Annotated in this window: 25 protein-coding genes; 14 read left to right on the top strand and 11 right to left on the bottom strand. The window is 68.7% G+C overall.

The window, feature by feature from the left end; all coding sequences use genetic code 11:
- Positions 1-19: 19 nt before the first annotated feature.
- Complete coding sequence (ypfJ, locus tag JOE57_RS04745) at positions 20-886, top strand: KPN_02809 family neutral zinc metallopeptidase (RefSeq protein WP_204916638.1); 867 nt, start codon at positions 20-22, stop codon at positions 884-886.
- Between the two features lie 229 nt (positions 887-1115).
- Here the strand turns inward: ypfJ and JOE57_RS04740 are convergent, their stop codons facing one another.
- Together JOE57_RS04740 and JOE57_RS04735 are read right to left on the bottom strand one after the other, a co-directional pair.
- Positions 1116-1994, bottom strand: coding sequence for an aminoglycoside phosphotransferase family protein (locus JOE57_RS04740; RefSeq protein WP_204916637.1), 879 nt, complete (start codon positions 1992-1994; stop codon positions 1116-1118).
- Positions 1995-2198: 204 nt separating this feature from the next.
- Entirely contained in the window at positions 2199-2603 is a 405-nt protein-coding gene (locus JOE57_RS04735) for an FAD synthase family protein (RefSeq protein WP_204916636.1), read from the bottom strand.
- Positions 2604-2757: 154 nt separating this feature from the next.
- On the opposite strand from JOE57_RS04735, the gene JOE57_RS04730 reads away from it, so the two are divergent.
- Positions 2758-3609 (top strand): SDR family NAD(P)-dependent oxidoreductase, encoded by an 852-nt coding sequence (locus JOE57_RS04730; protein ID WP_204916635.1) that lies wholly within the window; start codon positions 2758-2760, stop codon positions 3607-3609.
- Between the two features lie 36 nt (positions 3610-3645).
- Here JOE57_RS04730 and msrA read toward each other — a convergent pair whose 3' ends face one another.
- Positions 3646-4278 (bottom strand): peptide-methionine (S)-S-oxide reductase MsrA, encoded by a 633-nt coding sequence (gene msrA / locus JOE57_RS04725; protein ID WP_204916634.1) that lies wholly within the window; start codon positions 4276-4278, stop codon positions 3646-3648.
- Positions 4279-4385: 107 nt separating this feature from the next.
- Between msrA and JOE57_RS04720 the strand changes: the two genes are divergently transcribed.
- Complete coding sequence (locus tag JOE57_RS04720; protein WP_204916633.1) at positions 4386-5534, top strand: cystathionine gamma-synthase; 1149 nt, start codon at positions 4386-4388, stop codon at positions 5532-5534.
- 20 nt (positions 5535-5554) lie between these two features.
- Here the strand turns inward: JOE57_RS04720 and JOE57_RS04715 are convergent, their stop codons facing one another.
- On the bottom strand, positions 5555-6232 hold the full coding sequence (locus JOE57_RS04715) for a uracil-DNA glycosylase (RefSeq protein ID WP_204916632.1): 678 nt from the start codon (positions 6230-6232) through the stop codon (positions 5555-5557).
- The gene (locus tag JOE57_RS04710; RefSeq protein ID WP_338041152.1) at positions 6210-7463 is read right to left on the bottom strand and encodes an MFS transporter; all 1254 of its coding nucleotides are present in this window, start codon (positions 7461-7463) and stop codon (positions 6210-6212) included. Before JOE57_RS04710 ends, JOE57_RS04715 begins: the two co-directional genes overlap by 23 nt.
- Before the next feature lie 108 nt (positions 7464-7571).
- On the opposite strand from JOE57_RS04710, the gene JOE57_RS04705 reads away from it, so the two are divergent.
- Positions 7572-8924 carry a glutamate mutase L gene (locus JOE57_RS04705; RefSeq protein ID WP_204916630.1) on the top strand — a complete coding sequence of 451 codons (1353 nt, stop codon included), beginning with the start codon at positions 7572-7574 and terminating at the stop codon, positions 8922-8924.
- A 173-nt stretch (positions 8925-9097) separates the two neighbouring features.
- Positions 9098-10351, top strand: a complete 1254-nt coding sequence (locus JOE57_RS04700) for an AI-2E family transporter (protein ID WP_204916629.1) — start codon at positions 9098-9100, stop codon at positions 10349-10351.
- Between the two features lie 10 nt (positions 10352-10361).
- Here the strand turns inward: JOE57_RS04700 and JOE57_RS04695 are convergent, their stop codons facing one another.
- From JOE57_RS04695 to JOE57_RS04680, 4 genes are all read right to left on the bottom strand, one after another.
- Positions 10362-11648, bottom strand: a complete 1287-nt coding sequence (locus tag JOE57_RS04695; RefSeq protein ID WP_239578842.1) for a L,D-transpeptidase — start codon at positions 11646-11648, stop codon at positions 10362-10364.
- A 70-nt stretch (positions 11649-11718) separates the two neighbouring features.
- Positions 11719-13356 (bottom strand): MDR family MFS transporter, encoded by a 1638-nt coding sequence (locus JOE57_RS04690; protein ID WP_338041151.1) that lies wholly within the window; start codon positions 13354-13356, stop codon positions 11719-11721.
- Entirely contained in the window at positions 13353-13820 is a 468-nt protein-coding gene (locus JOE57_RS04685; protein ID WP_204916628.1) for a MarR family winged helix-turn-helix transcriptional regulator, read from the bottom strand. The genes JOE57_RS04690 and JOE57_RS04685 overlap by 4 nt, the downstream gene beginning before the upstream one ends.
- Positions 13821-13998: 178 nt before the next feature.
- Positions 13999-15357, bottom strand: coding sequence for an alpha-hydroxy acid oxidase (locus JOE57_RS04680; protein ID WP_338041150.1), 1359 nt, complete (start codon positions 15355-15357; stop codon positions 13999-14001).
- Between the two features lie 30 nt (positions 15358-15387).
- Here JOE57_RS04680 and JOE57_RS04675 point away from each other — a divergent pair, with 30 nt between their 5' ends.
- From JOE57_RS04675 to JOE57_RS04660, 4 genes are all read left to right on the top strand, one after another.
- Positions 15388-16233, top strand: coding sequence for an amidohydrolase family protein (locus tag JOE57_RS04675; RefSeq protein ID WP_204916627.1), 846 nt, complete (start codon positions 15388-15390; stop codon positions 16231-16233).
- Between the two features lies 1 nt (position 16234).
- Positions 16235-17977 carry an IlvD/Edd family dehydratase gene (locus JOE57_RS04670; protein ID WP_204916626.1) on the top strand — a complete coding sequence of 581 codons (1743 nt, stop codon included), beginning with the start codon at positions 16235-16237 and terminating at the stop codon, positions 17975-17977.
- 118 nt (positions 17978-18095) lie between these two features.
- Positions 18096-19064: a hypothetical protein gene (locus tag JOE57_RS04665; protein WP_239578841.1), complete on the top strand. Its 969-nt coding sequence runs from the start codon at positions 18096-18098 to the stop codon at positions 19062-19064.
- Positions 19061-19471: a DUF2089 family protein gene (locus tag JOE57_RS04660; protein WP_204916625.1), complete on the top strand. Its 411-nt coding sequence runs from the start codon at positions 19061-19063 to the stop codon at positions 19469-19471. Before JOE57_RS04665 ends, JOE57_RS04660 begins: the two co-directional genes overlap by 4 nt.
- Positions 19472-19705: 234 nt before the next feature.
- On the opposite strand, the gene greA is transcribed toward JOE57_RS04660, so the two are convergent.
- On the bottom strand, positions 19706-20221 hold the full coding sequence (gene greA, locus JOE57_RS04655; RefSeq protein ID WP_204916624.1) for a transcription elongation factor GreA: 516 nt from the start codon (positions 20219-20221) through the stop codon (positions 19706-19708).
- A gap of 74 nt (positions 20222-20295) precedes the next feature.
- Positions 20296-20691 (bottom strand): DUF4307 domain-containing protein, encoded by a 396-nt coding sequence (locus JOE57_RS04650; RefSeq protein WP_204916623.1) that lies wholly within the window; start codon positions 20689-20691, stop codon positions 20296-20298.
- An 85-nt stretch (positions 20692-20776) separates the two neighbouring features.
- On the opposite strand from JOE57_RS04650, the gene mca reads away from it, so the two are divergent.
- The 5 genes from mca (at position 20777) to araA (ending at position 25540) form a co-directional block, all read left to right on the top strand.
- Positions 20777-21709: a mycothiol conjugate amidase Mca gene (gene mca, locus JOE57_RS04645; protein ID WP_204916622.1), complete on the top strand. Its 933-nt coding sequence runs from the start codon at positions 20777-20779 to the stop codon at positions 21707-21709.
- Positions 21706-21960 carry a hypothetical protein gene (locus JOE57_RS04640; RefSeq protein ID WP_204916621.1) on the top strand — a complete coding sequence of 85 codons (255 nt, stop codon included), beginning with the start codon at positions 21706-21708 and terminating at the stop codon, positions 21958-21960. Before mca ends, JOE57_RS04640 begins: the two co-directional genes overlap by 4 nt.
- Before the next feature lie 51 nt (positions 21961-22011).
- Positions 22012-23007, top strand: coding sequence for a LacI family DNA-binding transcriptional regulator (locus tag JOE57_RS04635; RefSeq protein WP_204916620.1), 996 nt, complete (start codon positions 22012-22014; stop codon positions 23005-23007).
- A 258-nt stretch (positions 23008-23265) separates the two neighbouring features.
- A complete protein-coding gene (locus tag JOE57_RS04630) occupies positions 23266-23916 on the top strand; it encodes an L-ribulose-5-phosphate 4-epimerase (RefSeq protein ID WP_204920212.1) in 651 nt (216 codons plus the stop codon).
- A gap of 118 nt (positions 23917-24034) precedes the next feature.
- Positions 24035-25540, top strand: coding sequence for an L-arabinose isomerase (gene araA / locus JOE57_RS04625; RefSeq protein ID WP_204916619.1), 1506 nt, complete (start codon positions 24035-24037; stop codon positions 25538-25540).
- Positions 25541-25551: the final 11 nt, after the last annotated feature.

Below are 25551 nucleotides of genomic sequence, written 5' to 3'. Positions count from 1 at the left end.
CACCGAAGGGGAGAACGAGATGAAGTACAACCAGCAGTCGCAGCTCGACCCTTCTCAGATGGGGGGTGGGTCGCGAGGTGGGGGCGGCAAGATCGCCATCGGCGGGGGCGCGGGCCTGATCGTGCTGGTAGTGGCCCTGCTGCTCGGGATCAACCCCAACGACATCCTCGGCGGCCAGCAAGCCGGCCCGGCCGACCCGTCGGCCTCCAGCCAGTTCGAGCACTGCAAGAGCGGCACCGATATTGAGAAGGACCGCGACTGCCGCTTCGTCGCCTACACCAACTCGATCCAGTCGTTCTGGGGCCAGTCAGTCGACAACTACCAGGAGATCCAGGTCGACACCTTCACCGGCAGTGTCGCCACTGGCTGCGGCACCGCCACCTCCGCGGTCGGCCCCTTCTACTGCCCGGCCGACACCACGGTCTATCTGGACCTCGGCTTCTTCGACCAGCTGACCGGCGAGCTCGGGGCTCAGGGCGGCGACGCTGCTGAGGCGTACGTGCTCGCCCACGAGTTCGGACACCACATCCAGAAGCTGACCGGGACCATGTCGAAGGTGCAGGGCCAGGGCCAGCAGTCCGGACCCAAGTCCGGAGCTGTCCGGCTGGAGCTCCAGGCCGACTGCTACGCCGGCGTCTGGTTCAACCATGCCACCGACGACCCAAAGAGCCCCATCGCCGAGGTCAGCCAGGAGGACCTGAACAGGGCGCTGGATGCGGCCTCGGCGGTGGGCGATGACCGGATCCAGAAGAAGATGCAGGGCCAGGTGACGCCGGAGAGCTGGACCCACGGGTCGGCGGCGATGCGGCAGCAGTGGCTGACGACCGGGTTCCGTACCGGTGACCCACAGAAGTGCGACGCCTTCGCCAGCGGTGCCCTGGGCTGACCCGGCAGCGGCGGATGCTTGGGGGGCCCCGAAAACTCCCGTTCTGATGAGTTCTGGGCCGGGTTGGGCGCTGTGGGCCGGGAAATGTCGCGTTCTGATGAGTTCTGGGTCGGGTTCGGCGCTGTGGGTCGGGAAATGTCGCGTTCTGATGAGTTCTGGACCCGGTCCGGCGCCCCCGGACCGCGAAAAGTCGCGTTCTGTCGAGTTTTTCGCAGGGGGCGGACGCGGATCAGCAGGACAGGAACAGGCCTACCAGCCGGGCGCACCGCACCGGGTCCTCGGTGAGACCGTGGTCGAGGCCCCAGACCCAGTAGTCCACGCTGCGCAGCACCACCCAGGCATACGCCCGTTCCTCACACAGCTCCGCCTGGTCGACCAGGGTGTGGAAGTGCTCGAACACGGCGTCGTCACTCATCTCGTCCAGCCGGGACCACAGCATCCGGGCCAGGTCGTACTCGATGTCGCCGCGCATCAGGACCGGGTCGACCGTGAGCCACGGCTCCCGCCGTCCGGCCAGCACCTGTTCATAGTGCAGGTCGCCGTTCACGGCCAGCGTGGACGAGGTCTCGGCCAGCGCCAGGGCATGAGTCAGCGCCACGTCCAGCACAGTGCGGCTGAATGGCCGGTCGAGGCGAGACCAGCTCTCCTCGAGATCCCCCAACCGGGCCGCCGCGACGGCCGTCGTCGAGAGGACCTCCGGCGGTCCGGGTACGGCCAGTCTGCGCATCATCCGGCCCAGCACGGGGACCGCCTCCGTCAGCGGCAGGTCGTTCAGGCTGCGGGACCCGTCCAGGCGCTCGAGCAGGGTGACCCCGGCCGCAACATCGGCGTCGATCAGTCGCACAGTGCCGCGTCCGTCCCAGAACCGCAACGCGGCCACCTCCGCGGCGACGTCATCGGTGGGTGGGGTCAGCCGGAGGGCGAGCAGCTCGCCGTTGCGGCGGACCGGCACCACCAGAGCGTTGGAGCCGTGCCGCGGCGGACCGTCGAGCTCCAGCTGCAGGCGTCTGCAGTGGTCGGCGACCAGGCTCGGCAGAGCGTCCAGCCAGTCGCCTCCGCCCTGCCACCAGCGCGGCATCGCGCGGAAGCTTGCGGGGAGCTCGATCACGGGAGAGTCGCTGAGGTCGACGTGGGCTAGTGTCCCCGCTGCTCGTTCGGGTCGGCAGCGGTCGCTTCGGCGGCCGCGGGACCGTGGCCACGGCGTCGTTCGCGGGTGGGCCGCTCGACGGGTTCACGCTGGTCGCGCGGAGCGGCGTCGTGAGCAGCTGCCCGGCGAGGGACAGGATAGGAGAGTTCGGGTCGCATCCGGCGATCAGCTCCTGGTGGTCGCGATGTGTTCGATCAGTGCTGTGGTGGAGATCGACGGCGTGCGAGGGAGGTAGACCACCTTGCAGATGTCGTTGAGGAAGTCGAACTTGCCGGCCCAGTCGTCACCCATCACCAAGATGTCCGCAGCGTGCTGCTCCACGTACTCGCGTTTCAGCTCGAGGCTCTCCTCGACGAAGACCGTGTCGACCACCTTGAGGTTCGCCACGATCTCCAGCCGCTCCTGCTGGCTGAATACCGGGTTGCGGCCCTTCTTGGCCAGGTTCAGGGCGTCGGAGGAGACGCCGACGACGAGCCGGTCGCCCAGCTCGGCTGCCCGGTTGAGCACGCGGACATGGCCGACGTGCAGCACGTCGAACGTGCCGAAAGTGATCACTGTCGTCTCTGCCATGCGGGGTTCCTCCTGGTCGGGCGTCCCCACTGTATGCAATTGGCTGCCTCGTCGCGAATAGGCTGGCCTGGGCATCGTCGGGGAAATCCGGCGTGCCGAAGGGGGCGGGTGCGGTCCGGGCACCCGCGATCCTGACTCTACGGCTGGGGGAGCGATGGCACAGGGACAGCGATCGGTGGTGGTCACCGGGGCTTCGACCGGAATCGGCCGCGCCACAGTTCAGGGACTGACCAGGATGGGTTTCCGGGTCTGGGCCACGGTGCGTCGGGAGCAGGACGGGAGGGCGCTGACCGACGAGCACAAGGGCGCCGTCACCCCGCTTCTGGTCGACCTGCTCGACCACGACTCGGTCCGGGCAGCCAGCCGGCGGGTCTGCGAGGCCGGACCCCTGTTCGGCCTGGTGAACAATGCCGGCGTTGCGCTCCCTGGGCCCCTGGAGCACCTGCCGATCGAGGCCTTCCGTCGGCAGCTCGAGGTCAACCTGGTCGGTCAGCTGCTGGTGACCCAGACGTTGCTGCCGGCCCTGCGGACGGCCGCCGCCGAGCTCGGCGACGCCCGGATCGTGATGATCGGGTCGATCAGCGGCCGGATCGCCGGTCCGATGCTGGGCGCCTATGCCGCGTCCAAGTTCGGCCTGGCCGGTCTGTCGGAGTCGTTGCGGGCCGAACTGGCGCCGTCCGGGATCCGCGTCCTGCTGCTCGAGCCCGGGGCGATCGCGACCCCGATCTGGGAACGCGGCCTTGCCGCCGGCAACAAGCTCCAGCAGGAGTTTCCTGCCGAGGCGAGTCGTTACCGGTTCCAGATCCAGGCTGCGGAGCAGATGGCGGAGCGGGGCAGTAGGCGGGGCCTGCCGCCGGACCGTGCGGCCCAGGTGATCGTGGCCGCGCTCACGCTGCCCAACCCGCGACCCCGCCAGGTGGTCGGCCGGGACGCCAAGGTCGCAGCGATGCTGGCTCGGGTGCTGCCGTACCGGCTGCTGTACCGGATGACCGCTGCGCGCAGGTAGGACGATCGCCAGGCCACCGCGGTTGCGGCTCGAGCCTCAGCCGCAGGTCACACCGGTGGCGTGGACCGGGCAGTAGCCGTTGGGGTTCTTGTCCAGGTACTGCTGGTGGTAGTCCTCGGCGTAGTAGAACTCGGGCGCCTCCCGCATCTCGGTGGTGATCTCGCCGTAGCCGGCGCGCTCGAACTCCCGCTGGAACTCGTCGCGCACCTGCACCGCGATCGCCGCCTGCTCGGGGGTGGTCGTGTAGATCGCCGAGCGGTACTGGGTGCCGACATCGTTGCCCTGCCGCATGCCCTGGGTCGGGTCGTGGTTCTCGAAGAACACCTTCAGCAGGTCGGCATAGCTGATCTTGTTCGGGTCGTACGACACCCGCACGATCTCGGTGTGCCCGGTCTTGGCGCTGCAGACCTCCTCGTAGGTGGGGTTGGGGGTGTACCCGCCGGCGTAGCCGACGGCGGTCGAGGTGACCCCGTCCAGCTGCCAGTAGAGCTTCTCCGCGCCCCAGAAGCAGCCGAGCGCGAGGTAGGCCACCTCCGAACCGGCCGGGGTGACATCGACCGGGGTGCCGAAGATCTCATGGAACGTGGGCTGGGCGAGCACGGACGTGTCACGGCCCCGCAGCGCGCGCTCGGGCTCGACCATGGTGACCTTCTGCTTGGTGAAGAACATGGGGACCAGTGTGCCTCTCTGTGGTCGGTGCGCGGGAAGTTGCCCGCGGGAAGTCAACGCATCCGCCGACCGGGACATTCCAGTGCACGACGGCTACGCTCCAGATCATGAGTGACACCACAGGTTTCTCGACCCGGGCCATCCACGCCGGCCAGCAGCCTGACCCGACCACCGGGGCGGTCGTGCCGCCGATCTACGCGACCTCGACGTACGCCCAGGACGGGGTCGGTGGGCTGCGCAACGGCTACGAGTACTCCCGGTCGGCGAACCCGACCCGCACCGCACTGGAGGAGTGCCTGGCCTCGCTGGAGGGGGGTAGTCGCGGGTTCGCGTTCGCCAGCGGGCTGGCGGCTGAGGACACCCTGCTGCGGACGATCTGCCGGCCCGGTAGCCACCTGGTGATCCCCAATGACGCGTACGGCGGCACCTTCCGGCTGTTCGCCAAGGTGCACGCCCGCTGGGGCGTCCAGGCGACGCCGGTCCCGCTCACCGACCTCGCCGCGGTCGAGGCCGCCCTGCGCCCGGGCGAGACCACCGCGATCTGGGTGGAGACCCCGACCAACCCGCTGCTCGCGGTCGCCGACATCGCCGCCCTGGCGGCCATCGCGCACGACGCCGGGGCGCTGGTGATCGTGGACAACACCTTCGCCTCGCCCTATCTGCAGCAGCCGTTGGCGCTCGGCGCCGACGTCGTCATGCACTCCACCACCAAGTACTGCGGCGGCCACTCCGACGTGGTGGGCGGGGCCCTGGTGGTTGACGACCCGGATCTGGCCGAGAAGGTCGCCTTCCACCAGAACGCGATCGGTGCCGTTGCCGGGCCGTTCGACTGCTGGCTGGTGCTGCGCGGGTTGAAGACGCTCGCGGTCCGGATGGACCGGCACTGTGACAACGCCGAACGTGTCGCGGCCTTCCTCTCCGACCACGCCGGCGTCTCCGAGACGATCTACCCGGGACTGGACTCGCACCCCGGCAGGGAGCTCGCCGCGCGCCAGATGCGACGGTTCGGTGGGATGGTGAGCTTCCGCGTCGCCGCCGGCGAGCAGCATGCCCTGGACGTCTGTGCCCGCACCCGGGTCTTCACCCTCGGAGAGTCGTTGGGCGGGGTGGAGTCACTGATCGAGCATCCGGGCCGGATGACGCACGCCTCGGTGGCGGGCACGGAGCTGGAGGTGCCGGCCGACCTGGTCCGGCTCAGCGTCGGGATCGAGGACGTCGAGGACCTGCTGGCGGACCTGGGCCAGGCGCTCGACTGACGCCTGCCCTGTTGTCCGGCTCAGCCGAGCGCCCAGTTGACCGGTTCGCCGCCGGCCTCCACCAGCAGCGCGTTGGCCCGGCTGAACGGTCGAGAACCGAAGAAACCCCGGTCGGCCGACATCGGCGACGGATGTGCGCTGGCGATGTACGGGACGTCGCCCAGCAGCGGGATCAGGCTCTGCGCGTCGCGTCCCCACAAGATGGCGACCAGCGGTCCGCCACGCGCCACCAGCGCCCGGATGGCGGTCTCGGTCACCTGTTCCCAGCCCTTGCCACGGTGCGACCCGGACCGGCCCGGCTGCACCGTCAGCACCCGGTTCAGCAGCAGCACGCCCTGCTCGAACCATGGGGACAGATCCCCGTTCGTCGCCTTCGGCACCCCGCAGTCGTCCTGCAGCTCGGTGTAGATGTTGTTCAGGCTTCTCGGCAGCGGCCGTACGTCCGGGGCGACGGAGAACGACAGCCCCACCGGGTGCCCCGGTGTGGGGTACGGGTCCTGACCCACCAGCAACACCCTGACCCCGGCCATCGGACGGCTGAAGGCGCGCAGCACGTTCTCACCGGCGGGCAGGTAGCCCCGGCCGGCGGCCAGCTCGTCGCGGAGGAAGCCGCCGATCCGGGTCAGGACCTCGGCAACCGGGCTCAACGCCTCGGCCCAGTCCGGGGTCACCAGCTCAGTCAGCGGGCGTGGGCTCATCGGTGAATCCTTTCTCGACCTTGGTCAACCGTTCGGTCGGGACACCTGAGGGCATCCGGAGCGCATTCGCCGCCGCCCCGAGCATCAGCACCGCGCCGACCCCGAACGCGAGCGGGTAGGAGACCTGGTCTGCCAAGATACCGGCCACCAGGGGCCCGATGATCGCGCCGACGTCGGAGCACATGGAGAAGACCGCCACCGGAGTGCCGCCGCGGCCGCCGGCGGCGTCACCGACCGCGGCCGCCGGAGCCGTGCCGAGAAAGGCCGCTGCCACGCCGTACAGGCAGAGCAGGCCGATCAGCACCCAGATGTTGGGGGCAAACGGAACGATTCCGATGGACACCCCGGCCAGGGCGCCGGCCCCGACCATCGCCTCCTTCCGACCGACCGTGTCGACGAACTTGCCGGCAGGTCCGACCGCGATCGTCTGGGCCACCGAGGCGCAGGCGAAGGCCACCCCGGTCCAGGACGCGGGCCGGTGCAGGACCTCCACGACCAGCACGGGCACCAGCGCTGTTCGGACGCCGAAGGAGGTCCAGCCCTGGGCCAGGTTCGTGGCACAGGCCGCCTGGTAGCGGACGTCGCGAGCCACCTGGCGGAATGGCAGCAGCTCCAGGTGAGGTCCGCTGACCACCGTGGACGCGCCCCGTCGCAGCAACGCCAACCCGACGGCACCGGCGACGGTCAACGTGGCGGCGTAGAAGAAGAACGGTGCGGTCAGCGAGATCGCGGCCAGCAGACCGCCGATGGCCGGGCCGGCCATCCCACCGATCAGGAAGCCACCCTGGTAGAAGCCGGCGGCCCGGCCGCGGATCCGGGTCTCCACCGAGTTGAGCAGCAACGTCATGGCGGACACGGTGAACATGGCCGACCCGATTCCGCCGACCCCGCGCAGGAGCAGCAGCTGCGGGTAGGTCTGGGAGATGCCGGCCAAGCCGCTGGAGAGGGCCACGATGAAGATGCCGACAGCGAGCACGAGCCGCTCCCCGGCGGCAGTGATCATCCGTCCGCAGAACGGGCTGGTGGCCAGCCGCATCAGCGCGAACACGGAGACCACGGCGCCGACCTCGAAGTTGCCGACACCGAAGCTGCGCGCATACACGGGAAGGACCGGGATCAGCACACCGAACCCGACAGCGACGCAGAAGGCGATCAGGCCCAACACGATGACGTCGCGGGGGAGGGTGGTGCGTCGCCGCGCCCAGGCGCCGGCCGTGCTGCGGAAGCTCACCCGGATAGTCTGCCGGGCGGTCCGGCCGCAGACCGACCGGGCTCGTCGCAACGGAGCGCCTCGGGCGAAGGCCGGATGCCGTTGGCGATGCGTGCTAGACATCCAGACATGACGGTGCTGTGCGTGGACTTCGGTTCGACCTTCACCAAGGTCGGCTGGGTCGACGCCGACCAGGCCGAGCTGCGCGCGACGGTCGCCGTGCCGACGACGCTCGAGTCCGACGTCCTGGACGGACTGGCCACCTGCTGCGACCTGCTCCGCCGCCAAGGCTGCCGGGTGGACGGGGCAGAGGTGCTGGCGAGCTCCAGCGCAGGTGGCGGCCTACGGATCGCGGTGATCGGCAACGAGCGGCTGGTCACCTCCGAGGCCGGAAGCAGGGTGTCGCTCTCCAGCGGCGGGCACGTGGTCGAGGTGATCTCCGGCGGGCTCGATGCGAGCGGAGTCGGTCGGCTGGCTGCCGCCACACCGGACCTGCTGCTGCTGGTGGGCGGCACCGATGGCGGCAACGCCGAGACCCTGCTCAGGTCGGCGCAGACGATCGCCGCCGCCCACCTGCAGCTGCCGGTCGTGGTCGCCGGGAACGCCGCGGCCGCCGCCGAGGTGTCGGAGCTGCTCAGCTCCGTCGAGCACCTGATCGCGGCGAACGTCGTGCCGGAGATCGGCGTCTTCGCCCCCGACGATGCGCGCCGGCGGGTCAGGCAGCTGTTCCTCACCCATGTGATCGGCGGCAAGCACCTCAGCCGCAGCGCCGAGTTCGCCCAGATGGTGCGCGGCGCGACGCCGGATGTGGTGCTGCGTGGTGTCGAGACCATCGCCGCGAACGGGGTCGCTGTGGCCGTGGTCGACGTCGGCGGCGCCACCACGGACGTGCACTCCGTGCTGCAGGTGGACGCTGCCGAGGGTGCACCCGAGGCTGGCCTGTCCCGCGAGGTGGTGGCACCGAGCCGGGCCAGCCGTACGGTCGAGGGAGACCTCGGTGTCCGCTGGTCGGCGCCGGCCACGCTGAGCCACGGTCAGGCGGAGGGGCTGCTGACGGCGGCCGACCGCACGTTGCTGGACATGTGGGTGTCAACTCTGTCGCCGAGCCGGCTGCCCCACACGGCGGCCGAGCGGGCCGCCGACGCGGTGCTGGCGACGATCGCCGTCGCCGGGGCGCTGCGCCGGCATTCCGGCCGCTCGGAGGCGTTGCTCATCGCCGGCCGAAGGGTGCTGCACCGCAGCGGGGTCGACCTTCGCGAGGTCGAGCTGTTGATCGGCTCGGGGGGCGTGCTGCGCGCCGACCCGACCGCTGGGGTGCGGCTGGTCTCCGACGCCCTCGCCAGGGCGCAGGGAACGGGTCGGATGCTCCCCGAACGACCCCGGGTGGCCGTCGACGGCGACTACCTACTCTCGCCGATCGGGCTGCTGGCCGAACAGAACCCGGCGGTGGCGGCGGCCCTGGCTGCCTCGTTCGGCACCTGAGCCGTGCGCAGGAAGCGGCCAGCCGCCACTGCTCGGCCCGATCGGGCGCGGGCGAGCGGCTCCGCGGCGTCCGATAGCGTTGCCACCGCGGAGCGATCCAGTCGCCGAGCTCGCGCAGCGCGGATCGATGTCAACAAGCGACCGCTCGGCGACCTGTTCACGGGAGGGTATTGATGGACGCTCTTGACCGCTTCAAACGGGGCATCCCCCGACGGCTGAGGCGTGCGGACCGGCTGCCGGTGCCGGCCAGACGTGCAGCCATCGAGCCGGTTCCGACATCGTCGACGCGAGCTCCCGCAACCGAGGCGGCCGTTCCGGCGGAGCTGGTCGAGCCAGCCGCAGTCGCCTCCGGTGACGACTCCGGCATCCCCCGAGGGTTGCAGATTGCGGCCGGGTGGGCCTGGCGGTTGCTGCTGGTCGGGGTTCTGGTCTATTTCATCGGCTGGGGAATCCGCTTCCTGTCCGAAGTGATGGTCCCGCTGGCGGTAGCCACCCTGTTGGCTGCGCTGCTGTTCCCGGTGGCGCACCGTCTGCGCACCTGGGGGGTGCACCGCGGACTCGCCGCGGGCATCTCGGTCATCGGCGGCCTGGCGCTGGTGTTCGGCACCTTGACCCTGGTGGCCACCCAGATCGCCTCCCAGTCGTCTCAGCTGGCCAGCCAGGTGATCACGGGCTTCAACCAGCTGTTGGACTGGCTGGCCAACAGCCCGTTGCATGTGAACAAGACGCGGCTGAACGACTACGTGAACCAGCTGCAGGACTTCCTGACCAGCAGCGAGTCTCAGATAGCCACCTACGTTGCGGAGATCGGTGCCCAGGTCGGGCACTTCGTAGCCGGCTTCGCCATCGTGATCTTCACCCTGTTCTACTTCCTCTACGACGGCCGCCGGGTCTGGACGTTCCTGCTGAACTTCGTGCCCAAGCAGGCCCGCGCCAGGACGGACCATTCGGCCCGACGAGGGTGGACGTCGCTGGTCTCCTATGTCCGCGCGACGATCCTGGTGGCGCTGATGGACGCGATCGGTGTGCTGATCGTCGCCCTGATCCTGCAGGTGCCGGTGGCCCCGGCGCTGGCGACGCTGGTGTTCCTCGGAGCGTTCATCCCGCTCGTCGGTGCCTTCATCTCAGGCTTCGTGGCCGTCGTCGTCGCTCTGGTGGCGCTCGGCTGGGTGCAGGCCCTGGTGATGCTGGCCGGGATCGTTGCCGTGATGCAGCTGGAGGGGCACATCCTGCAGCCCTTCCTGCTGGGTCGGGCCGTGAGGCTGCACCCGCTGGCCGTGCTGCTGGCCATTGCCACCGGGGTCATCGTCGGCGGCATCGTGGGGGCACTGATGGCCGTCCCGTTCCTGGCCTTCACCAAGACGTTCATCCAGGATCTGGTCGCCACCGATGGCGACCCCGCCCTGATCACGGACGTCGTCAGCTAGCCCGAGGGGCTCAGAGGGCTGAGCCCTGCTTGTACTTGGCGTACGAGACGTCCCAGTCGCTCCAGCCGTTGCCCTGCTCCAGACCCCGGCTGGTTCCGGTGGTGATGGTCGGGTCGCCGATGCTGACGGTGTTGAACAGCCAGCGCGCGTCCGCGGTGCTCATCCCGACGCAGCCGTGACTGGCGTTGGTCCGGCCGAAGACGGCCATGTTCCACGGGGCGGCGTGCAGGAACTCCCCGGAGGAGGTGATCCGCATGGCGTACTCGACGTCCAGTGAGTAGTAGTTGGGCGAGTTCTTGTCAGCGATGCCGATGGTCTCCGAGGCCATCTTCGTCGTCCTCAGCTTGGCCATGATCAACTTGGTGCCGCTGCGGGTGGTGAACCCGGGCTTGCCGCCGCTGACCTTGATGGTCCGGCTCAGCTTGCCGTTGATGTAGACCTTCGCCTTGTCGCGCTTGAGATCGATCTTGGTCACCACCGAGCGGCCGATGGTGAACGAGGTGCTGCGGGAGTGCTGACCGTAGATGCCACCGCCGGCGTTCACGCCGTTGAGGTTGGCGTCGACGGTGACCTTCGTCCCGGGCTTCCAGAAGTGCTTCGGCCGGAAGTGGACCTCGGTGTCACTGACCCAGTGCCAGGTGCCCTGCTGGCGAGGAGACGTGGTCACCGACAGGTGCTTCTCAAATTCCGCCTTGTCCTTGACTGCGACGTCGAAGGTGATGATCACCGGCATCCCAACACCAACCTTCTGTCCCGACAGCGGGTACAGCGTCGGGAAGGTCTGCTGGTCCAGGCTCAGCTGTTGGGTGGTGAACGACGACCTGGTGGTGGTCTTCACTCCCTGATCGCTCGTTCCGGTCATCACCAGCCGGTACCTGGTGGCAGGGTCCAGGCCGGTGGAGGCCGACCAGGCGGTGTGGGCCTTGTTGAGGTGCCCGGGCACCGCCATGGTCTTGGCGTTCCCGTCCGCGTCCTTGCCGGAGTAGGCCAGCTTCACCGACGAGACGGTGCCGCCGGAGGCCTTGACCGCGACCGTGGTGTCCACCTTGACATCGGTGGCGTGGTCTTCGACATTGCTGGTGAACACGACCGGGTCCGGGGTCGGGGAGGGGGTCGGCTGCTCGCTCTGCGCCGGGGCGGAGGTCGAGGACGAGGTCCGGCCGCCACCATCAGTCTCGGTTCCCTGGCTGGTGGGTACCGAGCCGCAGCCGGCCAGGGCCGCCGCGAGGGCGAGGGCCGTCACTGCCAGTCCGGTGCGTTGCCACCGGCCGGTCCGGGTCATGTGCTCACTCTGCATGGATATCCTCAAGCTCCTGTGGCTGCCCGGTCGGGCGGCTCAGCGTGCGGTTGGTTCGGTGCTGCGGGTTCTAATGTGCCATGGGCACGAGATCTGGTTCCTCAGCGGCGCCGGTGGTCGTCTCCTCTGTGACCTCCTTGCGCATGCCCAGCGGCTTCTCCTTCATGAACACGGCGATCAGCAACGCTACGGCCATGAAGGGCACGGCCACCATGAAGACGTCGTCCAGGGCGTCGGTGAAGGCGGTCAGCACCCAGGTCTTGACCGGCTCCGGCAGCGCGCGGATGGCGGTGACGTCCTGGATCGAGGTGGTGGCCTGGCCCATCTGCCCCTTCGCGGCCGCGGGGACGATCTGGGACAGGTGATGAGTGAGGCGGGTGTTCAGGATCGCCCCGAACAGGGCCGTCCCGATGGCACCGCCCATGGTCCGGAAGAAGGTGACCGAGGCGGTTGCGGTGCCCATGTGCCTGCGGTCCACCGAGTTCTGCACAGCCGTCACGACCACCTGCATGGTCAGGCCCAGACCGAAGCCGAACGCGAACATGTTCAACGCCACCAACGGGTACGAGGTGTCCACGGTGAGGTGCGAGAAGGCGAACAGGGCGCCACCGACGACGATCGCCCCCAGGATCGGCATCCATTTGTAGCGGCCGGTACGGCTCATCAGCTGGCCGCCACCGATGGAGGTGGTGAACATGCCGATCACCATCGGCAGCATCGCCAGCCCGGATCGGGTGGCCGACATCCCCTGAACCGCCTGCAGGTAGATCGGCAGGTAGATCAGGCCGCCGAACATCCCGATGCCCATGATCATGGCGAAGGTGACGTTGGAGGTGAAGATCCAGTTCCGGAACAGCCCCATCGGGATGATGGGCTCCTTGGCCCGCAGCTCGACCAGCACGAAGGCGGCGCCGAAGAGGACCGTTGCCACCAGCAGGCCGATACCGGTGCCGGACAGCCAGCCCACGTCGGGGCCGGCCCAGCTCACGTACAGGATCAGGCTGGTCACCGAGGCGACCACCGTGGCTGCGCCGAGGTAGTCGACCGAGGTGTCGCGCTTCACATGGTGCAGCTTCAGCGCAAACGAGGTGATGACCAGAGCCGCGATACCGATCGGCAGGTTGATGAAGAAGATCCACTCCCAGCCGAGGTGGTCGGTGAAGAGGCCGCCGAGCAGCGGGCCGGCGACCGACGAGACGCCGAAGACGGCGCCGAACAGGCCCTGGTACTTGCCCCGCTCGCGAGGCGGGATGATGTCGCCGATGACGGCCAGCGCCAGCGACATCAGGCCGCCACCACCGAGGCCCTGGATGGCCCGGCCGATGATCATGACCTCGATGTTGGGCGCCAGGCCACAGATCACCGATCCGATCAGGAACACCACGATCGCCGCCTGGAAGATCGGCCGACGGCCGAGAAGGTCGGAAATCTTGCCCCACAAAGGGGTGGCTGCTGTCGACGTCAGCAGGTAGGCGGTGACCACCCAGGAGAGCTTGTCGAGGCCGCCGAGATCGGAGGTGATCTTCGGCAGGGCGACACCGACGATGCTCTGGTCGAGTGCGGCCAGGAACATGCCGGCCATCAGACCGCCCAGCACGACCATGATCTGGCGGTGGCTCAGGTAGTCCCCGCTCGGAGTCGGACCAGCGGCGACAGCCGGATCCGCTTCCGAGATGAGCGCGCGGCGCGGCTCAGGTTTCTTGTTCACTTCTGCTCCAGTTCTGCGATGGTGCTGTCGATGTCGTTGACGAACTTGTTCAGCAGGCGCTCGAGGGCCTCGACGTCCTCGCGGTCCCAGCTCACGAAATGCTGGATCAGGGCGGCCTTGCGCTGGGCGAAGCCCTCGTTCAGCAGTTCGTGCCCGCGGGCGCTCACGTCGACCAGCTGGGCGCGACCGTCATCCGGGTCGGCCTTCCGCTCCACCAGGCCGGAACGGTCCAGCTGCTGCACGTGCCGGGAGACGGTGGAGGAATCCAGGCTCATCTTCGCCGCCAGTTCGGTCACCCGCAGCGCGCCGTTGCAGCGCAGCGTGTGCAGCAGCCAGAAGGTGCCGGGGTCGATGTCGCTGGCCGTACGCTGCCGCATCAGGCGACCGATCGCCATCAGTGCGGCCAGCACCGACTCCTCGACAGACTGTGTCGAGTTGTCGTCCAGCGAGGAAAGTACGTGCATGACGCAACTATAAGATTACTTGCATGGCACACACAAATGAGTGCGGTGTGACCTTCGTCGCCCAGGGCTGACAGAGCCAGGGTTCCTGTCACATGGCGGCGCAAATCTCCCTGGCTCTGTGACAGTTTCCCAAGTCGACTTGGGAAACTGACACCAGCGTAGGCCAGGGCCAGGGGGACTAGGGGAGCCGGACGTGGTCCGGGGTCAGGTCGCTGATCCGGGAGACACCCATCAGCTGCATGGTGCGGGTGACCTCGGCGCGCAGGATCTGCACGGCGCGCTCGACGCCGCGCTCGCCGCCGGCCATCAGCCCATAGAGGTAGGCCCGGCCCACCAAGGCCAGGTTCGCGCCGAGGGCGTGTGCTGCCACGATGTCGGAGCCGGTCAGGATGCCGGTGTCGACCCAGATCTCTGGCCCGTCGCCGACGGCGTCGCGCACCTCGGGCAACAGCCGCAGCGGCGTCGGAGCCAGGTCCAGCTGCCGGCCGCCGTGGTTGGAGAGTACGACCGCGTCGGCGCCGACCGACAGCACCCGCTGGGCGTCCCGGACCGTCTGGATCCCCTTGACGACGAGCGGGCCGTCCCAGGCAGACCGCAGCCAGGCCAGGTCGTCGAGGGTGACACTCGGGTCGAAGAGCAGGTTGCCGAGTTCGGCCAGTGGACGGTCCCACCGCCGCAGCGAGGCGAACTGCAGCGGCTCGGTGGTCAGCAGGTTCACCCACCAGTGCGGGTGCAGGGCGCCGTCCAGCACCGTCCGGGCGGTCAGTGCCGGTGGCATCGCGAAGCCGTTGCGCAGGTCGCGTCGACGCAGCCCGGTGACGGCGCTGTCCACGGTCAGCACCACCGCCTGGTAGCCGGCCTGCCGAGCCCGGGCCAGCAGATCCACGCTGGCGGCCCGATCCTTCCAGACGTACAGCTGGAACCAGAGCCGTCCCTCGGGCGCGGCGGCGGCGACCGTCTCGATGGTGCTGGTGCCCATGGTCGAGAGGGCGTAGCCGATACCGTTGCGGGCGGCGACGCGCGCGACCGCCACCTCGCCCTCATGCTGCATCATCCGGGTGAAGCCGGTCGGGGCGAACGCGAACGGCAGGCTGTTCGTCCGGCCCAGCACGGGGGTGCGGAGATCCGGGGCCGAGACGTCGTGCAGCACCCCGGGCTGCAGCTCCAGCGAGGCGAACAGGTCGCGCGCGCGGCGAAGGCTGACCTCGCCATCGGCTCCGCCGTCGACGTAGTCGAAGACCGCCCGGGGTGTCCGTCGGCGGGCGATGGCGCGCAGGTCCTCAATGCAGAGGGCCCGGTCGAGCCGTCGCCCGGTCGGGTTGAGGTCCGGTCGCCGGAGTCGCAGCAGGGGTGACAGCTCGTTCCAGCGGGGGAGTCGGCGGGTGGTCACTGCAGCATCCTCCACCCTGCCTTCCGGCAGCCGTGAGGGGCGTCTGCCCCGAGCCGCGGGCGACTGCCGGAGGAGGCCACCGTCCACGGTCACCGTGATCATCTTGAACTCATCGGGACCTGCCGTCATGATCAGGGAGTCCAGCACCACCCTCTCCGCGAGACCGGGAAGACATCGATGAGGATTGACGCACACCATCACATCTGGGACCTGACGGTTCGACCGCAGGACTGGATGACCCCCGACGTGGCGGCGGTGATCGGACGCAGCTTCTCGATCGCCGACTGGACGGAGGCCGCGACCGCCAGCGGGGTGGACCGGTCGATCATCGTGCAGACCGTCACCGACCCCGCGGAGACGCCGGAGATGCTCGAGATCGCCGCCGCTCACGAGCAGGTGGCAGGCGTGGTGGGTTGGCTGCGGTTCGACGACACGGTGGAGGCCCAGATCGACGGGGTCCGATCCGGGGCTGGCGCCGACAAGTGGGTCGGTGTTCGTGATCTTGCCGAATACGTGACCGACCCGCGCTGGCTGGCCAGTGACACCGCGATCGGCTGCATCGGCACGGTGGGCGCCGCGGGGCTCACGGTGGATTTGCTCACCCGGCCCCATCAGCTGCCGGCAGCCGTCGAGGCGGTCCGGGCCAACCCGGACGTGCACTTTGTCGTCGACCATCTCTCCAAGCCGGACATCGCCGGCGGCCGGCTGGCCGAGTGGCAGCAGTTGATCAACCAGCTGGCACCGTACGAGAACGTGGCCTGCAAGGTGTCCGGTCTGGTGACCGAGGCCCGAGCAGGCTGGCAGCCTGCCGACCTCGCCCCATACGTGGACACGGTGCTCGAGTCGTTCGGACCCGGACGGCTGATGTTCGGCAGCGACTGGCCGGTCTGCCTGCTCGCCACGGACTACGCCGGAGTGGTGGCGGCCGCCGAGGCGCTCACCGGGCAGCTGAGCCAGCCAGAGACGGACCAGTTCTGGTCCGGCACCGCAACCCGGTGGTACCGGCTGGACGGAGATGTCTGAGATGGATCCGACAACCGACGGAACCGGCGCCGCACCGCTGCGCAGCCAGCAGTGGTTCGGCGACACCGGCCGCAACGGCTTCATCCACCGGTCCTGGATGCGCAATCAGGGCTTCGCCGACGACGTGTTCGACGGGCGCCCGGTGGTCGGGATCGCCAGCACCTGGTCGGAGCTCACCCCGTGCAACGCCCATCTGCAGGAGGTGGCGGCAGCGGTCAAGCGTGGGGTCTGGGAGGCCGGTGGGTTCCCGCTGGAGTTCCCCGCCATGAGCCTGGGGGAGCCGCTGATGCGGCCCACCACGATGCTCTACCGCAACCTGTTGGCGATGGAGCTGGAGGAGCTGCTGCGCGCCAACCCGCTGGACGGCGTGGTGCTGCTGGCCGGTTGCGACAAGACCACGCCTGGCACCCTGATGGCTGCAGCGAGCGTCGACCTGCCAACCCTGATGATCACCGGCGGTCCGATGCTGAACGGGAAGTTCCAGGGCCGTGACATCGGTTCGGGCACCGACGTCTGGAGATTCAGCGAAGAGCGTCGGGCAGGCCGGATGTCGGCGACCGACTACTCGATGGCCGAATCGTGCATGTCCCGCAGTCGGGGTCACTGCATGACGATGGGCACCGCCTCGACGATGGCCTGTGTGACCGAGGCTCTGGGGGTGCAGCTCCCCGGCACGGCCGCGATCCCGGCCGTGGACTCGCGACGCTACGCCGCCGCCCAGGTCGGCGGTCGCCGGATCGTCGCGATGATCAACGAGGATCAACGGCTGTCCACCGTCCTCACCCGGGAGGCCTTCGTCAACGCGATCCGGGTCAACGCCGCCATCGGCGGCTCGACGAATGCGGTCGTGCACCTGCTGGCGATCGCGGGCCGGATCGGGGTCGAGCTCTCGCTGGCCGACTTCGACACCTTGACCTCGGAGATCCCGCTGCTGGTCGACCTGATGCCGTCCGGTCGGTTCCTGATGGAGGACTTCGCGTACGCGGGTGGCGTACCGGTGGTGATGAAGGAATTGAGCGACCACCTCAACTTGGACCACGTCACCGTGAGCGGGCGATCGGTGCGTGACAACATCGCCGACGCCCAGTGTTGGAACCGCGAGGTGATCGGTACCGTCGAGGAGCCCATTCAGCCGGCCGGATCCGGCACTGTGGTGCTGTTCGGGTCGCTGGCTCCGCGAGGTGCCGTGCTGAAGGTCTCGGCCGCCTCACCTGAGCTGCTGAGCCATGTCGGGACGGCGCTGGTGTTCGACACCATCGAGGAGTACGTCGTCGCCTCCGAGGACCCTGATCTCGACGTCACGGCCGACACCGTGCTGGTGGTCCGCAACGCGGGGCCGAAGGGCTATCCCGGCTTCCCGGAGGTGGGCAATGTGCCCATCCCGAAGCGGCTGCTGGAACAGGGAGTGCTGGACATGGTGCGGATCTCCGACGCCAGGATGAGCGGCACCGGGTACGGGACCTGCGTCCTGCATGTCGCCCCGGAGGCTGCCGTCGGCGGCCCGCTGGGGTTGATCCGGACCGGCGACCTGGTTCGGTTGGACGTGCCGAACCGCCGACTGGACCTGCTGGTCGACGAGCCGGAGGTGGCGGCGCGACGGGCGGCGTGGGTCCCGCCGGGTCGGTCAACCGACAGGGGCTGGGCCCGGCTCTACGTCGAGCACGTGCAGCAGGCCGACCAGGGGGTCGACCTCGACTTCCTCACTGGGAGCAGCGGCAGCACGATCCCGCGCCATTCGCACTGAGGCCTCCCAGGGACGTCGGCCCGGAATCGACGCGCGGGACCCGGACTCGACCCCGACCGGACCCTGAAAGTGTCAAACGACTCTTTTCAATGGTGAAAGTCGACCTTATCTTTTGAGTATGAGTCCTTCATCTGACATGACCGCGATCCTCGAGGAGCTTGCCTCGGGTCGCATTGACGCCGCCGAGGCGGCCCGGCGCATTGACGCCCTGAAGGCGGCCGAGGCGCAGTCCGAGCCCACCAATGAAGAGCTGGCAGCGCAGGGTGGAAGCAGCTCCGGGCCGGCGGAGCCTCCGTTGGACCCCTGGGCCGCGGCCACCGACCGGCCACAGCAGCCGAGCTTCACCACCGAGAGCTTCCGGTCGGAGAGCTCCGCCGACGCCGTTGAGCCGGATGGACCGGCCCAGCGCCATGCCGGCCCCCAGTCCTCGGGAGGAGTCGAGCGCATCTCGGTTCGGGCCGTCGGCCGACGCGTCCGGATCATCGGGGAGCCGTCGGTCGCCACCGTCTCGGCGGACGGACCGCACGTGTTGCGCCGCAACGGCGCGGTGCTGGAGATCTCCAGTGACGGCGAGCTGGGCGCCTCGATCGATGGGTTCACGCTGCTCAAGGCGCCCCGCAACCTGGATGACATCCGCGCACTCGGGCTGGGCAAGGAGCTGTTCCTGCGGGTGAACCCCAACATCGTCATCGACGTCGAGGTGACCGCCGGAAGCCTGAACACCGAGCGCGTCCCCTTCCTGGGCAAGGTCCGGGTGACCGCGGGCGGGGCCAAGCTGTTGGATGTCGAGCAGATCTCCGACGCCCTGGTCCAGGCCGGTCAGGCCACCATCAAGGCCTCGATCAAGACCGGCAGGTCTCGGGTCAGGGCCGAGTCCGGTTCGCTCTCGATCCAGCTGGCCGACGACTCCAACGTGACGGTCCGGGGCGAGGCGCAGCTCGGCAAGGTCAGCTGGAGCGGTGGCCACAGCGGCGCCGGTGACGAAGTGGTGATGGGCAACGGCAGTGCGCGCCTCGATGTCGAGGTCGTGATGGGCCATGCGCTGGTCAAGGTCGGCTCCGACCAGGAATCGCCGGCCGGAGTATGAGCGACCGGGCAACTCCCAGACCGAGGATGGCCCCCGACCACCACGCACCGAGCGAGTGCCCGGTGTGCGGCGACCATCTCGCGGTGACACGGCTGGGTTGCGGGTCCTGTGGCACGGAGGTCGGCGGCATCTTCGCCTCGTGCGAGTTCTGTGCCCTGGACGCGAAGGACCTCGACACGCTCCGGGTGTTCCTGGCGTCACGTGGCAATATGCGTGAGCTGGAACGTCATCTCGGCGTCTCCTATCCGACGGCCCGGTTGCGGTTCGCGCAGCTGCTCGAACGGCTCGGGCTGTCCGGGGAGCCCGACCAGCCGGCTGGGATGACCCGGGAGCAGATCTTGTCCGAGGTGGCCGCCGGGGCCCTGACCCCCGTCGAGGCGACCCGGCTGCTCCAGCAGCTCAGCTGAGGGCGCCCTGAGCCTGCCGAACGCGCCCTGAGCCTGTCGAGCGCCCCTGCGCCTGTCGAAGGGCCGGTTGGAGACAGGCACGAGAACGCTCCCTGAGCCTGTCGAAGGGCCGGTTGGAGACCGGCCCGAGAACGCTCCCTGAGCCTGTCGAAGGGCCGCGGCCGAGAGCCCACAGGAAAAAACAGGACCGCCGCCCTGCCGGGCGACGGTCCTGACACTCGGCCAGTGTGCGGGTCAGCCCTTGAAGGGTTCCACCTTGACGATGGTGACGTTGATCGGCTTCCCGTTCGGTGCCTCGTACGTGACGCTGTCGCCGGTGCTCTTGCCCAGGATCGCGACGCCGAGCGGGGACTGCGGGCTGTAGACGTTGGTGTCGTCGACCGCATCGTCCAGGCCGAGCAGCTCCCGTGAGCCGAGCAGGAAGGTGTCGGTGTCGGACTCGTCGCCGTCGAAGGCGATGGTCACCTGGGTGCCAGGTGCGACCTCGTCGGTGTTGGCTGGGGCCTCACCCACCTCGGCGCGACGCAGCATGTCCTCGAGCTGGCGGATCCGGGCTTCCTGCTGCCCCTGTTCCTCACGAGCGGCGTGGTAGCCGCCGTTCTCCTTCAGATCGCCCTCGTCGCGGGCGGCGGCGATCCGCTGTGTGACTTCGGCGCGGCCAGGCCCAGCAAGGTGCTCGAGTTCATGCTTCAGCTTGTCGAACGCCTCTTGGGTCAGCCAGATGGTGGCCTTTTGAGTGTTTTCAGACATTAGCCAAGCCTAGCAACCAATGGCCCCAGCAACTAACCACCGACGCTGGAGTGGTCCTGATGGCCTGCCAGAGCTCATCTGACCGTACACGACTTGAGGGAGGCCGAGGTGGCGCGGCGGAGGGTCCTGAGCTCGATCGTCACGTCCACCAGCCGCTCCGGTCGGGGCCCCACCTCGATCTTCTTCTCCGCGACCGGCTCGAAATCCGTGGCCTGGGCCTGGACCACGCAGACGACGGGCACGGAGGGGTCGCGTCGATCCACGGTCACGGTGACCCTGATCGACGTGTCTGACTGGACCGTGAAGGCGGACACCCGGCCGGCGACAGCGGGATGCGACTGCACGGTGGCCGCCCACAGCAGCCAGCCGAGTGCCACCGCGGCCAGCAGACCCACCATGACGATCAGCAGCGGTCGGGGCAGCCGCGAACGTGGATAGCGCCGGCGCAGTCGTTCGGCGGCTTCGGTCATGCCGACCATTGTCACCTGCGTATGTCCGTCTCGATGAACGGGAGCCCTGGACGGTCGAGACAAGGTCCCATGGGACGATGTGGCAATGGATCAAGCTCCCCTGCGCGTGGACCAGTCGGGCGAAGCCCTGCGCCTGCTGCATGTTCACGCACACCCGGACGACGAGTCAAGCAAGGGTGCGGCGACGACCGCCCGCTATGTGGCGGAGGGCGTCCGCGTGGTGGTCGCGACGTGCACCGGCGGTGAGCGCGGATCCATTCTCAACCCGGCGATGGACCGGCCGGACATCCTGGCGAACATCGCCGACATCCGCCGACGCGAGATGGACCGAGCCCGCGAGATTCTCGGTATCGAGCAGGTCTGGCTGGGATTCGTCGACTCTGGACTGCCCGAGGGTGACCCGCTTCCGCCATTGCCCGACGGCTGCTTCGCCCAGGTCGAGTTGTCGGAGGCTGTGGCGCCGCTGGTGCAGGTGATCCGTGAGCTTCGCCCGCACGTCGTCACCACGTACGACGAGAACGGCGGCTACCCCCACCCGGATCACATCCGCTGCCACCAGATCACCGTCGCCGCCTTCGACGCCGCCGCGGACCCGAAGGCCTACCCGGAGCTGGGCGAGCCGTGGCAGCCGCTCAAGCTCTACTACCAGTTCACCTTCCATCGGGACCGGATCGCGGCCCTGGACGCGGCGATGCGCGAGCGCGGTCTGGAGTCGCCCTACGCTGAACGGCTGGCAGATTGGGAGCCGGATCCGAGCCACGCGGCACGATTGACCACCCGGGTTGAATGCGCCGACTACTTTAGCGTGCGCGACCAGGCCCTGCTGGCGCACGCCACTCAGGTCGACCCGGAGGGCTCCTGGTTCGCTGTTCCGCTCGAGGTGCACAAGCAGGCGTGGCCCACCGAGGACTTCCAGCTGGTCCGCAGCCTGGTGCCGACGGACGTTCCCGAGGACGACCTGTTCGCCGGAATCGCGGTGCCCGCGGCCGAGTCGAGCGCGAGTAGAGTGCAGGTATGACGCTCTTCGAGATCGATCCGAACGTGGTCAAGCCGGGGTGGACCCCGCTGTTGATCACGCTCGTGCTGGCCGGCGTCATGGTCCTGCTGTACCTGAGCATGCGACGGCAGTTCCGCAAGATCTCGGTGCCGCCGAGCGACGAGGGCGGGCGCCCCGCCGGGCACGCGGACGAAACGATCGAGCCGCACGGAGACGTCGAGCCGCACGGAGACGTCGAGATCTCGCTGAAGTCCAAGTCGGACCAGACCTAGTCGGCGCCCCAGGGGATGCCCGTGCCGAACCGGCAGCCAAGGCCGCCCGGGATGCAGGACGTCGCGCGGCTGGCCGGCGTGTCGCACCAGACCGTGTCCAGGGTGCTGAACAACCACCCCAATGTGCGGCCCGAGACTCGTGACCGCGTCCGGGCTGCGATCGCCGAGATGGGCTACCGTCGCAACTCGGCCGCTCGTGCCCTGGTCACCAGTCGCAGCGGGACGATCGGCGTGCTGACCCACAGCTCGGCCCTGTACGGGCCGGTGCTCACCCTCCACTCGGTGGAGCAGGCGGCCCGGGCGGCCGGCCTCTTCGTCAGCCTGGCCAGTCTGCGGTCCGATGAGGACGCCGTGCTTTCCGGCGCACTGGACCACTTCCTCGACCAGGCTGTCGAAGGCATCATCGTCATCGCGCCGGTCCCCGGGGTGGCTCAAGCGGCCGCCGCGCTGGCGTCGCGGCTGCCGATCGTGCTGGTCGCCGACAGCGACCAGCCGGACCTGCACCCGGTCACGGTGGACCAGGCGTACGGGGCCCGACTGGCCACCGACCATCTGCTGTCGTTGGGACACCGCGAGGTGGTGCACGTCTCGGGGCTGCCCAGCTGGTTCGACGCCGCAGCCCGCGTCCGCGGTTGGGCACAGGCGCTGGCCGACACCGGATGTGCCGTGCCGGAGCCGCTGGTGGGCGACTGGACCGCTGAGTCGGGTGCGGCGATCGGCGCGGAGCTGGCCAGGACCGACCCGCCTACCGCCATCTTCGCCGCCAATGACCTGATGGCTCTCGGACTGATCCGGGCTCTGACTGACGCCGGGCTGAGGGTGCCGGAGGACGTCTCGGTCGTCGGCTTCGATGACAGCTATGGCTCGGGCTTCTTCCGTCCGGCCTTGACCACGGTGCGCCAGGACTTCGTCGAGCTGGGCCGACGCTGCGTCGAGCGGATGCTCGGACTGCTGGGCGGCGACGCCGACGACGGCCGAACCGTCGTCCGCCCCGACCTGGTGCTGCGCGAAAGCACAGCAGCACCGCGAGCGGCAAGACGCCCTTGACCCCGCGATCTTGTGAACGTTAACATCTCACCCGACGTAGAGTAAGGCGCGGCGAACCGAAAGGAGACCGATGTCGGTCGATCGACAGCAGGCACGTGCCAACGAAGATGGCTGCGGCACGTGGTCCGGGCGAGCGTTCTTCGTGAGTGTCGCCGAGCGCAATGAGCCGGTTTGCACCGTGGTCCACGGGTACGGCCACAGGGTGGAGTCGTGATGCGGGGCGCCGAGGACCGCGGAGTGCCTGCCGCGGCCGCCGACCTGGTTGCCCAGCTGCGTGAGGAGGTCTGCGACCTGCATGCCGAGCTCCCGCGTAACGACCTGGTCGTCTGGACGGCTGGCAATGTCTCGGCCCGGGTGCCTGGGTACGAGCTGCTGGTGATCAAGCCGTCCGGGGTCAGCTATGACGAGCTGACTCCGGAAGCGATGGTGGTGACGGACCTGGAGGGCCGCCTGGTCGAAGGTGAGCGGGCCCCCTCGTCGGACACGGCGGCGCATGCCTACGTCTACAAGCACCTGCCCGACGTCAACGGGGTGGTGCACACCCATTCGACCTACGCCACCGCCTGGGCCGCCCGAGGTGAGCCCATCCCGTGCGTGCTGACGATGATGGGTGACGAGTTCGGTGGCGAGGTGCCGGTCGGGCCGTTCGCGCTGATCGGCGACGACTCGATCGGGCGCGGAATCGTCGAGACGCTGCGGCACCATCGATCGCCCGCCGTGCTGATGCAGAACCACGGCCCGTTCACGATCGGCCGCTCGGCCCGGGCCGCGGTCAAGGCGGCGGTGCTCTGCGAAGAGGTGGCCCGGACCGTACACATCGCCCGCCAGCTCGGCGAGCCGATCCCGATCCCGCAGTCCGACATCGACTCGCTCTACGACCGCTACCAGAACGTCTACGGTCAGCGGTGAGCCGGTCGAAGGGCAACTCCCTGATCCGTGCCCTGAGCCTGTCGAAGGGCGAACCCCCACTACGTGCCCTGTGCCTGTCGAAGGGCGAACCCCAAGATGAACACCGAGAGGAATGATCATGGTCGCACCGCAGCAGCGTGAGTGCTGGTTCCTGACCGGGAGCCAGGGCCTGTACGGTCCCGAGACGCTGGCTCAGGTCGAGCAGCAGTCCCGGCAGATCGCCACAGAGCTTGACGGCTCGGATGAGCTGTCGATCAAGATCATCTGGAAGCCCGTGCTCACCGACGCCGGGGCCATTCGCAAGTTGATCTTGGAAGCGAACGCTACTGACGAGTGCATCGGGGTGATCGCGTGGATGCACACCTTCTCGCCGGCCAAGATGTGGATCGCCGGATTAGATGCGTTGCAGAAGCCGTTGCTGCACCTGCACACCCAGGCGAACGTCGCGCTGCCCTGGGCCGAGATCGACATGGACTTCATGAACCTCAACCAGGCCGCCCACGGTGACCGGGAGTTCGGCTACATCCAGGCGCGGCTGGGGGTGGCCCGCAAGACCGTTGCCGGTCACGTGTCCGATCCGGTCGTCACCTCGAGGGTCGGCGCCTGGCAACGCGCAGCCGCTGGGTACACCTCCATCCGCAACCTCAAGTTGGCACGGTTCGGCGACAACATGCGCGACGTCGCGGTGACCGAGGGTGACAAGGTCGAGGCCCAGCTGAAGTTCGGTGTCTCGGTGAACACCTACGGTGTCAACGATCTGGTCGAGGTGGTCGACGCAGTCTCCGACGCCGACATCGACGCCTTGGTGGAGCAGTACGCGCAGGACTATGACGTTGCTGCGGAGCTGCGGTCGGGGGCAGACCGGCACGAGTCACTGCGCTATGCGGCCCGGATCGAGGCTGGGATGCGCACGTTCCTCACCGAGGGCGGCTTCGGCGCCTTCACCACGAACTTCGAGGATCTGGGCGGGCTGCGTCAGCTGCCTGGGCTCGCCGTCCAGCGTCTGATGGCTGACGGCTACGGCTTCGGCGGTGAGGGTGACTGGAAGACCTCGGTAATGCTGCACGGCATCAAGGCGATGGGCAAGGGTCGTCCCGGCGGCACCTCGTTCATGGAGGACTACACCTATCACCTCGGCCCGGGTACGCAGAAGATCCTCGGTGCGCACATGCTGGAGGTCTGCCCGACGATCGCCGCCACCAAGCCCAGTTGCGAGATCCATCCGCTCGGCATCGGCAACCGTGAGGACCCGGTCCGGATCGTCTTCAACTCCGTCACCGGTCCTGGCATCGTGGTCGGGATCGCGGATATGGGGGACCGGTTCAGGCTGGTGCTGAACGAGATCGAGCTGGTGGACCCGGATGAGCCGTTGCCCAAACTGCCGGTGGCACGCGCCGTCTGGGAGCCGAAGCCCGATCTGCCGACCTCCGCCGAGTGCTGGCTGACCGCTGGCGGCCCGCACCACACGGTGCTCTCGACGGCTGTCGGCACCGAGGAGCTGACCGACTTCGCCGAGATGGTCGGCACCGAGCTGCTGGTCATCGACGGCGCAACGACCCGCCGTTCCTTCGCCAACGAGATGCGTTGGAACGCGCCGTACTACCGGCTGGCCCAGGGCCTCTGAGTCCGTATGGG

This window comes from Microlunatus panaciterrae, assembly GCF_016907535.1.
GTDB lineage: Bacteria > Actinomycetota > Actinomycetes > Propionibacteriales > Propionibacteriaceae > Microlunatus > Microlunatus panaciterrae.
The sequence above is the reverse complement of the archived record's forward strand: the minus strand, read 5'-3'. Positions and strand labels throughout refer to the sequence as shown.